The sequence below is a fragment of the Flavobacterium pedocola genome, from assembly GCF_053764385.1.
Window position 1 is genome coordinate 235,884 of record NZ_JBSNCR010000001.1, and the last position, 12,447, is coordinate 248,330.

The window sequence follows — 12,447 nt, forward strand, 5'->3', positions numbered from 1 at the left end:
ATTTAATCCAAAATCCGGAAGCTATTTTAGTACCCTCTATAAACCACTCCTCTTGTTTTTTTAACCACTCGTTTACCACTCTTTGTTTTATAAAGCATTGATTTTAAAGGGGGTTTTTTATGACCGTTTGTTAAATTTTCTTCAAAAACGAGTGGTAAGCCGTTTGTGATTTTAACTTAAATTAACAAGGTAGGTCACTAAATCGTGGTTAGTGTTGGTCAGATTTAATTTTTTTCGGAGTCGTGTTCTTGCGTTTTCGAGCGATTTTATGGATTGACCTGTAATCTGGGCAATCTCTTTTGTGGTCAAATTGAGTTTTAATAAGGCGCAAAGCCTTTTGTCCCGATACGTCAGTTCAGGATGTCTTTCATTGAGTATGTTATAGAATGATTCGTTCACATGGCCGTAATGGAGTTCAAATTCTTCCCAAAGACCATTGTTATCTTTTTTGTCCAGTTGCTTGATAATTAAATCGATGGTTTGCTGCGAGTCTTTTTTTGGGGCTTGTGTTTTCAGTTCTTTCAAATCGTCTATGATCTGCTCCACAATCTCTGTGCGTTGTATTTCCATCATGGAATGGGTGATCAGCTCCTTGTTCTTGAGTTCAAGATTCGCATCCAGTTCTTTTTGTTTGGCTTCGGATAAATCTTTTTCCAACTGTGCTTTGGAGAGCTTGTTCCGGTATTTGATCAGTAAAATCGAGAGAAATAACATTACAGTTACAAGACTTAACCCAATAATGTAATATTTGAAATTTTCTTTGCTTTCCTTTAAAAGCCTCACTTCTTCATTTTCTTTGTATTCCTGCTCCAGTTTTATTTTTTCTACGTTCATGGCTTTGCCTTCAATGTTCAGGCTGTCCCTTATCTCATCGTACGTTTCAAAATAGCTGGCCGCATTTTTATAATCCCCTTTTAAAAGGTACGATTTGTAAATATTGATTAACGCATTTTTATTTTCAAAACTAAATTTTTCATCCTTGAGTAATACAGCCGCTTTCTGTGCATAAGAGAGTGCAGAGTCCGGTTCTTTTTTTAGCAGGTATAACTTGGAAATGGAATTGTAAATCCAGGCTTTGTTTTTGTCATCGGTTTTTCCGGCAGCTTCCAAAGACCTGTCGAAGTAACTTTTAGCTTCTTTGAAAATATTCAAGCGGGTATAACAAATCCCCAGATTGTTGAATAAGATGGCTTTTAGTTTATCGTCGTTTAGTTTTTCCGTAAGGCGTAGGGATTCTTTAAAATTGACCATGGCACTGTCCAGAGTACCGCTGCTCATGTATAAAGTGCCAATGTTGTTAAGCGCTTTGGCTATAAAAATCGTGTTTTTTTTCTCCCGGTGATGCTTAAGCACATTATTGAAATAGAGTAGGGCTTTTTGCTTGTTGTTCAAACGAGCGTAAATGATCGCCAGTGAATTTTCCAGATGGTATTTTTTTTCGCCAACATTGTTTTCCTGATAATATCCATAAGCTTTCAGGTAATACGTTAAGGCAATGTCAAAAGCATCTTTCTCGTTATAGATGTCTGCTATTTTTTCATTGTTTTCCGCAGTAATTTCATCGGAGTCAAGGTTGTTTACAAGTTTTTCGGAGTATTCGATATAATGTAACGATCTTTTCCAATCCAAGCTTTTAAGTTCATCGGCTATTTTTAGGGAAATCCGCGCTTTTTCCTTATCGGGTAAATTATAAGTGAGGCTGTCAATTAATTTACTGACATCATTTTGGGAGAAAGTCACAGTACTCCAAAAGAGTAGTAAAAGTAAAACGTTCCGCATAACGAATTTAATTTACCACTAATTTACTGCTTTCCCTGACAAAAAGTGAAACAAATCCTGTAATACCACAAAGATTCTGAATTTTGTCATCCGGCATTTTCCTCAGCCAGTAATTTTTTCAGATATACTGTGAATAGAAGTGCCAGGACTCCAAGCGACCCCATAAAGAGCCAGTTGGCCTGATAGCCCTTGTGGTCAACAATTTCAAAGCCTATATTGGAGCTCAGAATATGTGCAAGGCTGTAAGCCATGGTAAAAATTGCCATGTAACGGCCTTCGTGCCCTTTAGGAGCCCGGCTCATGGCAAAAGAGTTAGAAAAAGGGAAAGCGAACATTTCCCCGAAACTCATGAAAATCATCATAATCACAAGCATTCCGGCCCACATATTAATAAGTAGTAAGTACATGCTGATGGTCATGGCAAGCAATCCGTAGCCAACTATTTTTACCTTATCAATTTTTTTGCGTTCCACATAACCTACGATAGCCATTTCGGAAAAGAAAATGATCAGCCCGTTAAGCATCAAAAGTAATCCACTCTGAAACTCATTTAAATTAAATTGCTTTTTATGATACAAAGGCAGTGTGGTAAACAACTGGAAGAACAAAATTCCGCTAACCGTACAGATAAAAAGGAATATCCAGAAAGGAGCATCCGTAAAAACGGATTTCTTGACTTCAGTATGTTCTGATTCTTTGTGAACAGCCTCTTTTTTCTTTTCTTTTACTAACAGCCCGAAAATGGTAATCGCGAGCATACACGTTGCACCATCCACCCAAAATAGCCCTGAATAACCTCCGGTTACAATAATCAATCCACCAATAGCCGGGCCTGCGGCAAATCCTAAATTAATGGCAAGCCTTACCAGGGTTAGTGCTCTGGTTCTGTTTTCCGGTTTTGCATAAACGCTTAAGGAAACAAACATGGCCGGCCGAAACATATCGGCAATTACCATAATGGAAAACATGGCAATGCAAAGTCCTATATAACTGGTGATGAATTGCAGCCCTATAAAAGCAATTCCGCTTGTAAAAAGACTGAAAATCATGATTTTATAAAAACCTATTTTATCCGAAAGCTTTCCGCCAAGCCAAGAGCCAACCATGGAGCCAGCTCCGAAACAAATCAAAACCCATTTCACCTGATCGTATGAAAAATCCAGGTCTTCCTTAAGGTATTTTGATAAAAACGGAAGCACCATCGTACCGGCTCTGTTAATGAAAGTTATAATGGTAAGTATCCAGATTTCCCTTGAAAATCCTGTGAAATTACTAATATATCGGTTAAAAGCGGTTGAAAGCATTGGGGAGGAATAATTTTAGCGCAAAGGTACAAACTAAGCACCTTTTAAAGGTAATGATTTCCCGGCTACAGCTGTTAAATTGTTGTGAATTTTTTTACATTGAATTTTAACTATTTTTGCAGAAAGTAATCTGTTATGAAAAAAATAGTTTTCGCGTTTTTGTTTCCGGTAATGGCTCTGGCACAATGCAATGAAGAAAATGCAAAAACCTTTCAGCTACAAATGAATAAGGAGTTTGCTGATGAAAAAGAAAGCCCTTTAAAGGAAGAAGATCTTGCACATTTCAAAGGCCTTGATTTTTACGAGATGAACAAAGATTTCTGTGTGGAAGCCAAATTGGTACTTACACCTAAAGAGAAGCCTTTTGTGATGCCAACTTCGGGAGTCAGAAAGCCTTTATATGTGAAATACGGTGAAGTTCATTTTGAATTGCAGGGCAAACCATGCAAACTGAACATTTACAGAAACATAGAGCTTTCAAAACAGGAGAAATACAAAAATCACCTGTTTCTGCCTTTCACGGATTTGACCAGCGGTGTGGAAAGTTACGGCGGCGGACGTTACATCGATTTAGAAGCTACCGGCAAGGATGTAATGATCATAGATTTCAATCAGGCGTATAATCCTTATTGTGCTTATAATGAAGGGTATTCCTGTCCGATTCCGCCAAAAGAAAACGATTTAAAAGTCGAAGTGAAGGCAGGAGTGAAGAAGTTTCATGATTAGTTTTCAGTAGCAGTCTCAGTCTCAGTAGCAGTCACAGTCACAGTTTTCAGTTAACAGCAATGAAATTCAACATCCACACTCATAAATACAGTAATCAGGAAGATGTACTGGAAATTGTCAACCAGTATCCGAATGAATTCGATGCTTCCGTGAAGTACTTTTCAATTGGGATTCATCCGTGGTACATTGATTTGGATAAAGTGGATGAGCATCTGCATAGTATTGAAAACAAGCTGCAACAGAGAAACTGCCTGGCTTTAGGCGAATGCGGACTGGACAAACGAATTGAAATGCCTTTGGATATTCAGACAGAAGTTTTTGAAAAACAGTTACAGTTGGCGGTACAATACCAAAAAGCTGTAATTTTGCACTGCGTTTCCGCCTATCAGGAAGTAATTGAAATCAAAAAGCGTTTAAAAATCGAAGTTCCGATGGTTATTCACGGATTTTCCAAAAACTGGCAAGTAGCCAAATCGCTGTTGGATAACGGTTTTTATTTGTCTTTTGGGAAATACCTGCTTCGAAACCCGGAACTGGCGTCTGTATTTGAACAGGTTCCGAATGATCGTTTTTTTCTGGAAACCGATACAATTGAAGAAAGCATCCACGATGTTTACATAAAAGCTGCATCAATAAAAAACATTGATGTGGAACAGATTATCGAAGATAATTTTAAGTTAGTTTTTAACCCGTAGTGGCCTGACCGGTTTTTCGACCGGAATCGCATTACACAAAATGATTTGCAATGGCAGAATGGACAGAAAGAGCCGAATTATTATTTAAAAAAGAAGGATTAGAGAAATTAAAGAACTCCAATGTATTGGTAGTGGGGATGGGGGGAGTAGGTTCCTTTGCCGCTGAATTTATCGCAAGAGCAGGTGTTGGGAAAATGACTATTGTAGACGGTGACACGGTTGATATTACCAATGTGAACCGTCAGTTGCCGGCTTTGCATTCAACGGTTGGGCAGCCAAAAGTTAAAATCGTTGGCGATCGTTTGATGGACATCAACCCGGAATTGGAGTTAACCCGTGTACAGGAATTTTTGTCACCGGAAAGAGCTTTCGAATTGGTAACTCCGGAATACGACTATGTTTTGGATTGTATTGACAGTATCACACCAAAATTAAATCTGATTCTTGCTGCTAAACGCAAAAAGGTAAAAGTAATCAGCAATATGGGAGCTGGAGGAAAGATGCTTGCCAGTAAAGTTGTTGTAAAGGATATCAGTAAAACAGATGTTTGTCCTTTGGCTAAAGTAATCCGTAAGCGTTTGAAAAAAGAAGGGATTACAAGTGGTGTAAAAGCTGTATTCTCAGTGGAAAAACCGGATCAGAGCAGTTTAAAAATGACCGACGGAAGCAACTTCAAGAAATCGTTCTTCGGAACCAACAGCTGGATGCCGGCCTTATTCGGATTGCACGCAGCCGAAACCGTAATCAAACAATTGCTTAAAAACGAGTAAACAAATAATGCTATAAACAAAAAAGTCCCGAAAGGGACTTTTTTTATTGCACTTTAGTAGTATCTTTTAAAACAGGTGGGAGGGCTATCGGTTTTATTTTTTCCACAATAGGGATATAAATCTCAGTAACCCATTCGGATGGTTTGTGGCTTTGTTTGTTACCCACTTTGTAAACTTCAATATATTTTCCGGAATGATTTTCCTGCCAGTGTTTTTTCTCGATTTCGGCGTAAGCTTTATTCCACGCTTCCTTACTGTGTGAGTAATCGCCTTTCAAGGTTGTTTTTAAGGCAAGATAAGAATAGAATTTTCCGGTTGAAATATCACTTCCTTCAGAGGTAAAGATTTCCTGTTCCACCGGAAGGCATACCGAGAAAGAAACAATTCCGCTGGCTTCATCGTATTTGTCGTAGATGGTGAAAGGCGCTCCGTTAACCGTGATTTTGTTATCTTCGGCAAATTTATCGATGGTACGCATCAGGATGCCCATGTTACGCGACAAGGAACTTATTTTACAGGTTAAGGATTGTTTGATGTAATTGCAACCCGGTTTTCGGACTAACCCATCAATCTTTACAGAATAGGCTTTCAGTTCTTTTACCAGTAAATTATCGATATTGTTAAGCCCTTTTTCGAACATCGGCGCCATCATGTTTTCCACACCACCGCTGAATATTGAAAAAGCTTTCATGCCAAAATCCATTTTACCTTTCATTCGCCAGGTAATTTTGGTTCCGCCGTTCACTTTCTGAAAACCCCAGATGATGTCTGAAGGTGCTCCGTCTTCAAAATAAATCTTCTGGAAAAGACTGTCATTTTCAATCACTTTTACCGTTTTCATTTTACCGTTACCTTCTTTTCCGGTCCAGGAAAAAGCGGCATCTAAGCCTTTTGTTTTTTCGGAATAGGTATATTGGATGGTTTTGTCTTCTTCTGCCCAAGGGCCCCAGTCTTCCCAGTTTTTATAATCATTGATGTAATCGTATAAAACAGGCTGAGAAATATTGATAACCTTACTTCGCTGAATGTCAAAGTCTCCCGGTTGGGTTGCAACGTAGACTGATACTGCGATGGCGGCAAGTAGTATAAGGAGGAAAATATATTTTACAATGCGCATAATTTTCGTCTAATTATGATTGTTTCAAAGATAACAATATTTATTCTTTCAGAACTAACTTAATTATAAATAAAATTCCTATAAAAAGCAGGAAAAAGAAGAGAATCCAAAGGCTTCCTTTATAGTGTATTTTATGAAGCGCCAGATCTTTTCGGTAGACGTAAATCATGACGGAAACAAAGGCGATTACAAAAAAAAGCGCAAAGGCAAGCTGACCTGTTGAAAACATAGTTTGAAAGTTTCTGCAAAAATAGTTTATTGAAAAGTCTTTTTATTTAATTTCCTCACAAAATTTTGGATTATGCAGAAACAAATCAACTCAGTAAAAGAATTCCACCAGGCGTTTGGTTTAGGCGTTAATTTTTCTCCAAAAGGAGACTTGGGAGAACAGAAAAACACCTTGCGTTTTAACCTGATGAAGGAAGAAAATGAAGAATATCTGGAAGCCGTTCAGAATAATGATATCGTTGAAATTGCCGATGCATTAGGCGATATGCTGTATATTTTATGCGGAACGATCTTAGAACACGGTTTGCAACATAAAATCGAAGAAGTTTTCGATGAAATCCAACGCAGCAATATGAGCAAATTAGGAGAAGATGGAAAACCGATTTACCGTGAAGACGGAAAAGTGATGAAAGGGCCGAATTACTTTAAACCGAATTTTGAAACAATTTTAGGATAGTCTCAGTTTACAGTCGCAGTTGACAGTCGCAGTTTACAGTCTCAGTTGACAGATACAAAAAACTCCTAAAGAAATTTAGGAGTTTTTTAATTATTTAAGTCTGAAAACTGTGACTGCGACTGAAAACTAAACCTTCACCGTCCAACCGAACGTGTCGTCCGCCAGTTTGTATTGGATATTCGTTAGTTTTTCTTTGATATCGGCTGCAAATGAATTCTCGACTTTCGGTAATTCATAATATTCATCCTGATACGAGAATCCTGCGATTGGGTTAACCACTGCTGCGGTTCCGGCTCCGAAAATCTCTTTTAAGCTACCATTTTTAGCGGCTTCCACAATTTCGGAAACTAAAACAGGACGTACATCCACATTAATTCCGATGTGTTTCGCTAATTCGATAATACTCTTACGGGTTACACCGTCCAAAATTCTTTCGCTGGTTGGTGCAGTATAAAGCGTATCGTTAATTCTGAAGAAAACGTTCATGGTGCCCGCTTCTTCTAATTTAGTATGCGTAGCATCGTCGGTCCAGATGATTTGCTGGAACCCTTTTTCGTTAGCCAATTTCGTAGGATAGAATTGTGCTGAATAATTTCCTGCCGCTTTAGCTGCCCCGATACCACCATTAGCGGCACGGCTGTAATGATCTGCGATTACCACTTTCACTTCACCTGAGTAATAAGCTCTAGCAGGAGAAAGAATAACACAGAAACGATATTGATTTGATGGTGATGCGATTACTCCGTGTCCGGTAGCAATCATAAAAGGACGTATATATAAGGTGTTACCTTTTCCTTTTTTCACCCAGTCTTTTTCGATTTCAAGTAATTTGTGAAGACCTCCTAAGAAAACCTCTTCCGGAACTTCCGGCATGGCTAAACGAACTGCCGATTTGTTAAAACGGTCAAAATTCTGATCCGGACGGAACAACCAAACATCGTCGTTGGTGTCTTTGTAGGCTTTCATTCCTTCAAAAATTGCCTGTCCGTAGTGGAAGACTCTTGAAGATGGGTCCATGGTAAAAGGTTCGTAAGGCATGATTATGGGTTGTTCCCAAACGCCGTCGTTGTAATCACACACCAACATGTGGTCTGTAAAGATGTTTCCGAAAGTTACGTTTTCAAAATCAACAGTATTGATTTTACTTTCTTTAGCCGTAACAATTTTAATGTTACTCATTGTTGTTAATTCCATTTAATTAAAATTAAAGTACTGCAACAATAACATGTTGATTATCAATTTAAAACAATGTTTTAAAGCAGGATAACGAACCAGTTGTGTCGATGCAAATCTAATAAAAAATCCTACCTATTTTAAAGGGGCTAAAAAAATAACATAATTGCTTACGGAACTATTAATTTGTTTTTGAATTCTCAATAAAAGCTGCCATTTTGTTAGATTTTCTTATACGAATTAAAAAAAGCTTAAAGTAGATTTTTCATTTAAATTAAATTTGTTTCTTTGAAAACCAATTAAAAAAGTTAAACAGGATTACTATGAAAAGAATTGTACTATCAATAGGGTTTGCAGTTGCCCTTTTCAGTTGCACTAAAAAACAGGAAGAGCCTAAAGCTGAGGCAGTAGCACAAAAAATGGACTATGCCGTTTTCGGAGACAGTATTACGGATGCCGAAGCCCTTACCAACGCTCAAATGATGGCAAAGTTCAAAGGATTGAAAGAAGAAGATACGCTTCAGGTAAAATTCAAGTCTAAAATCAACGGCGTATGCCAGAAAAAAGGCTGCTGGATGACAATGGATTTGGGTGAAGAGCAGGAAGCTTTTGTTAAATTTAAGGATTATGCTTTCTTCGTTCCGATGAATGCCGGCAATCAGGAAGCGGTTGTTAGCGGAAAAGCATTTGTTAGTGTTGAAACAGTTGACGAGCAAAAGCATTATGCGAAAGATGCCGGAAAATCACAGGCAGCTATTGACAGTATCACCCAGCCTAAAGTAACCTATTCGTTCATGGCAGACGGTGTTTTAATCAGTAAATAATGAAAAGAATCTTACTATTAGTTGTTGCGTCGCTACTTGTTTTTTCCTGTGTGAAAAAGGAAGAAGCCGTTTCTGAAAGCAAGGATACTGCTAAAGAAGAAAAGCAGTTTGAAATGTATGAGATGTCTGAAATGGCAGTTTTGATGGAACAGATGTATGTAGACAATCAACGTTTGAAAGACCGTATCAAGGCAGGAGACACTATTGGGAAGCTTCCCTCGCATTTTATGAAAATCCACAGCGCTGTAATGACCGATAAGCAGGAAAACGATGCTTTCTTCAAAGAGCAGGCTGCCAAATTCATCAAAGCGCAGGAGTTGATTTATAGTGATCCTAAGAATGCCAAAGAACATTTTAATAATGGAGTGGATGCCTGTATCAAATGCCACGAAGTGAAATGTGGCGGGCCAATCCCTAGGATTAAAAAACTTTATATCGAATAAGATTGAAAAGAAAAATCATTGAAACGGCAGACGGATCGTCTTCGTTGCTGATGGAAGAGTGGGGGGAAACCTACCATTCCAGGCACGGAGCCATTCAGGAAGCCAAGCACGTATTCATACAAAACGGACTGTCACTTTTTCAGGAGCAGTCCGTTGCTGTTTTGGAAATCGGATTCGGTACGGGTTTGAATGCCTTTATCACTTTTCTTGAAGCCAATCAGTTGAAACAGCATATCGATTATGTTGGGGTTGAAGCCTATCCGATTCTTCCGGAAGAAGTGGAAAAACTCAATTATGTTCCGCAACTGAATGCTACTCAGTACGATAGCGATTTTAAAAGAATGCATACTTCGGAATGGGGCGTAAAGACTGCTGTTTCGGAGCATTTCAGTTTAACAAAAAGGCAACAATACTTTAACGAAATTGAAGATAAAAGCTGCTTTAATTTGATTTACTTTGATGCGTTCGGATTTCAGTACCAGCCAGAGCTTTGGTCGGTTGCGATTTTCAGAAAAATGTTTGAAGCGTTAAAAGACGGAGGGGTGCTGGTTACCTATGCCTGCAGGAGTTCCATCAAAAAAGCGATGATCGAGGCTGGCTTTTCCGTTGAAAAATTACCTGGACCTCCGGGTAAAAGAGAAATGCTTCGGGCAAAAAAACAGAAATAAACTATAAATGTTAAAATTATGTGATATTTTTTTAATGTTAATAATTTTTCAATTGATAATAAGTAAAATGTAAAATTATTTTATATATTTACTAAGCGTTCTTACCCTAATTAAACCAAATTTTAAACAATTATGCCAAGAGCAATGTATACTTACACAAAATCTATTTTAGAGAGAGTAAGTTTCGATCCGATTTTGTTTTGTAAAGAATTGGAAAAAGCAGTAAAAATATTGTTACCGTATGAATTAGAGCAACTTACCGAGTGGCTTATAAATTTTACCAAGGAAAAACCGGAACTAAGACAATGTTTAGTTTACGTAAATCAATAAAAGGAGTTTTTAACTCCTTTTTTTTGCGCCAAACTGAATAGGCAAGTGCTTTATCTGTAAGAAATTAACATCAATTTTAAATTATTTGTGTACTTTGACGATATTTTTTGCATTTAAACGGCAATTTTTTGCTTTTTTTCTTGGTGGTAAAAATCATTTTGCATAATTTTACATCATGTTCTTACAGTGATAAAATACTAATAATCAATGACTTATGCCGCGAATGATTTATGATTACACCAAATCTGTACTTGAAAAAGTGAGTTTCGATCCTTTCCTTTTTGCTAAAGAATTGAAGAAGGCCCTAAAAAGTCTACTGCCTTACGAACTTGAAAGATTAATCAACTGGTTAAAGTTCTATACTTCCGAAAAACCGGAATTGCAAAATTGTTTACTACTTGTACATAACGACTAACTTAAAAAAATAACAAAAAAAGGAGCCTTAGGCTCCTTTTTTTGTTATTCTGTACAATTATTTAAAATGTAAGCTTTTAAGTTAAATTATGTAAGATTTTTACCTTTTAACGATATTTTTTGCGTTTAAACGATATTTTTTTGTCTTTTTTTTTGGAAGGAGATATTTTTTTCTATAATTTTAACAAACGTTCTTGAATTATTAACTAAAACTTAACGGTTATGCCTCGAATGATTTATGATTATACCAAATCGGTATTAGAGAGTGTGAGTTTTGACCCAGTACTTTTTATGAAAGAATTAAAGAAAGCAATAAAAAGTTTATTGCCCTACGAAATCGAGCAACTTAGAAATTGGCTGTTATTTTATACCAACGAAAAACCCGAACTTAAACCTTGCTTAAAACTTATCAGCGAATGAACTGAACTTTACCCTATCTAAAACTTAACTTAATTGAAGAAGGAGCCTCCCAAAAGGTTCCTTTATTTTTTTGGTAAAGGACTGATAATTTCCACGTTGTGAAAAGCAATAGCGCCTTTAACCACACCTGAAATAGTTGATCTCAAAGCGTCGGTGATGTGCATTTTCAATTCGTTTTTCGGGAAAATCAAACTTACTTCCCTTGCAGGTCTTGGCTCTTTGAAGTGTCTTAGTTTTAATTTGTCTTTTTCGCTTAAATCAAGTGTGTGCAGATAAGGCAGCAGTGTGAATCCTAAGCCTTCATCGGCTAATTTAACCAGGGTTTCGAAACTTCCGCTTTCAATCTGAAAATGATTTCCTTTGTGCTGATTAGCATTCTTACACAAATTTAAAATACCGTCTCTAAAACAATGGCCGTCTTGCAAAAGCAATACATTTTCTAAATCCAAATCTTCGACTTCAATTTCAGCTTTATTGTAATTAGAATGATTTTCAGGGAAATAACCCACAAATGGTTCGTAATACAAAACAATTTCTTTAATGGATTCTTCCTCAAGCGGAGTAGCGGCGATTGCGGCATCCAACTGACCGTTTTTCAGGCGTTTGATGATTTCTTCCGTTGTCATTTCCTCAATAATCAGATTGATTTTCGGGTATTTCTTGATGAAATTATTCAGAAACATCGGCAATAATGTTGGCATGATCGTCGGGATAATACCAATTTTGAAATCACCTCCAAAATAACCTTTTTGCTGATCGACTATATCCTTAATCCGATCGGATTCGTTAACGATGTTACGCGCCTGGGAAACAATCTTCTGACCGATTTCCGTCAGTTGAATCGGTTTTTTACTTCTGTCAAATATCAGGACATCAAGCTCTTCTTCCAGTTTTTGAATCTGCATACTCAACGTTGGCTGAGTTACGAAACATTTTTCGGCTGCCAAAGTAAAGTTCTTATGTTCCGCTACGGCTAAAACGTAATATAATTGTGTAATGGTCATCGGATAGAATTTTTTGATAAAAATATAAAATCAATCGATTATATTTATACTTCAGGCTTTAAAAATTGAATAATTTTGTAAAAGATTAACTATTA

General features: G+C 37.2%; 15 protein-coding genes. 10 read left to right on the forward strand and 5 right to left on the reverse strand.

What is annotated here, in order from left to right; genetic code table 11:
* Nucleotides 1–171: 171 nt before the first annotated feature.
* Complete coding sequence (locus ACWPKD_RS01080; protein ID WP_455410827.1) at nt 172–1,779, reverse strand: tetratricopeptide repeat protein; 1,608 nt, start codon at nt 1,777–1,779, stop codon at nt 172–174.
* 86 nt (nt 1,780–1,865) lie between these two features.
* Nucleotides 1,866–3,083: an MDR family MFS transporter gene (locus tag ACWPKD_RS01085; protein WP_455410828.1), complete on the reverse strand. Its 1,218-nt coding sequence runs from the start codon at nt 3,081–3,083 to the stop codon at nt 1,866–1,868.
* A 135-nt stretch (nt 3,084–3,218) separates the two neighbouring features.
* Here ACWPKD_RS01085 and ACWPKD_RS01090 point away from each other — a divergent pair, with 135 nt between their 5' ends.
* Genes ACWPKD_RS01090 through ACWPKD_RS01100 form a run of 3 tightly spaced genes read left to right on the forward strand, consistent with a single transcriptional unit; the run spans nt 3,219 to nt 5,274 of the window.
* Nucleotides 3,219–3,809, forward strand: a complete 591-nt coding sequence (locus ACWPKD_RS01090; protein WP_455410829.1) for a DUF1684 domain-containing protein — start codon at nt 3,219–3,221, stop codon at nt 3,807–3,809.
* Between the two features lie 59 nt (nt 3,810–3,868).
* Nucleotides 3,869–4,504, forward strand: coding sequence for a TatD family hydrolase (locus tag ACWPKD_RS01095; RefSeq protein ID WP_455410830.1), 636 nt, complete (start codon nt 3,869–3,871; stop codon nt 4,502–4,504).
* A 50-nt stretch (nt 4,505–4,554) separates the two neighbouring features.
* A complete protein-coding gene (locus ACWPKD_RS01100; RefSeq protein ID WP_455410831.1) occupies nt 4,555–5,274 on the forward strand; it encodes a tRNA threonylcarbamoyladenosine dehydratase in 720 nt (239 codons plus the stop codon).
* Nucleotides 5,275–5,317: 43 nt separating this feature from the next.
* Here ACWPKD_RS01100 and ACWPKD_RS01105 read toward each other — a convergent pair whose 3' ends face one another.
* Nucleotides 5,318–6,391: an SRPBCC family protein gene (locus tag ACWPKD_RS01105; protein ID WP_455410832.1), complete on the reverse strand. Its 1,074-nt coding sequence runs from the start codon at nt 6,389–6,391 to the stop codon at nt 5,318–5,320.
* 301 nt (nt 6,392–6,692) lie between these two features.
* On the opposite strand from ACWPKD_RS01105, the gene ACWPKD_RS01110 reads away from it, so the two are divergent.
* Nucleotides 6,693–7,076 (forward strand): pyrophosphohydrolase domain-containing protein, encoded by a 384-nt coding sequence (locus ACWPKD_RS01110; protein ID WP_455410833.1) that lies wholly within the window; start codon nt 6,693–6,695, stop codon nt 7,074–7,076.
* Between the two features lie 126 nt (nt 7,077–7,202).
* On the opposite strand, the gene ACWPKD_RS01115 is transcribed toward ACWPKD_RS01110, so the two are convergent.
* Nucleotides 7,203–8,270, reverse strand: coding sequence for a branched-chain amino acid aminotransferase (locus ACWPKD_RS01115; protein ID WP_455410834.1), 1,068 nt, complete (start codon nt 8,268–8,270; stop codon nt 7,203–7,205).
* A 302-nt stretch (nt 8,271–8,572) separates the two neighbouring features.
* Here ACWPKD_RS01115 and ACWPKD_RS01120 point away from each other — a divergent pair, with 302 nt between their 5' ends.
* From ACWPKD_RS01120 to ACWPKD_RS01145, 6 genes are all read left to right on the forward strand, one after another.
* Complete coding sequence (locus ACWPKD_RS01120; RefSeq protein ID WP_455410835.1) at nt 8,573–9,073, forward strand: DUF4920 domain-containing protein; 501 nt, start codon at nt 8,573–8,575, stop codon at nt 9,071–9,073.
* Nucleotides 9,073–9,516: a hypothetical protein gene (locus ACWPKD_RS01125; RefSeq protein ID WP_455410836.1), complete on the forward strand. Its 444-nt coding sequence runs from the start codon at nt 9,073–9,075 to the stop codon at nt 9,514–9,516. Before ACWPKD_RS01120 ends, ACWPKD_RS01125 begins: the two co-directional genes overlap by 1 nt.
* 2 nt (nt 9,517–9,518) lie before the next feature.
* Entirely contained in the window at nt 9,519–10,184 is a 666-nt protein-coding gene (gene mnmD / locus ACWPKD_RS01130; RefSeq protein WP_455410837.1) for a tRNA (5-methylaminomethyl-2-thiouridine)(34)-methyltransferase MnmD, read from the forward strand.
* 132 nt (nt 10,185–10,316) lie between these two features.
* Nucleotides 10,317–10,514: a hypothetical protein gene (locus tag ACWPKD_RS01135; protein WP_455410838.1), complete on the forward strand. Its 198-nt coding sequence runs from the start codon at nt 10,317–10,319 to the stop codon at nt 10,512–10,514.
* A gap of 214 nt (nt 10,515–10,728) precedes the next feature.
* A complete protein-coding gene (locus ACWPKD_RS01140) occupies nt 10,729–10,929 on the forward strand; it encodes a hypothetical protein (RefSeq protein WP_455410839.1) in 201 nt (66 codons plus the stop codon).
* 221 nt (nt 10,930–11,150) lie between these two features.
* A complete protein-coding gene (locus ACWPKD_RS01145; protein WP_455410840.1) occupies nt 11,151–11,348 on the forward strand; it encodes a hypothetical protein in 198 nt (65 codons plus the stop codon).
* Nucleotides 11,349–11,410: 62 nt separating this feature from the next.
* Here the strand turns inward: ACWPKD_RS01145 and ACWPKD_RS01150 are convergent, their stop codons facing one another.
* Nucleotides 11,411–12,352 carry a hydrogen peroxide-inducible genes activator gene (locus ACWPKD_RS01150; RefSeq protein WP_455410841.1) on the reverse strand — a complete coding sequence of 314 codons (942 nt, stop codon included), beginning with the start codon at nt 12,350–12,352 and terminating at the stop codon, nt 11,411–11,413.
* Nucleotides 12,353–12,447: the final 95 nt, after the last annotated feature.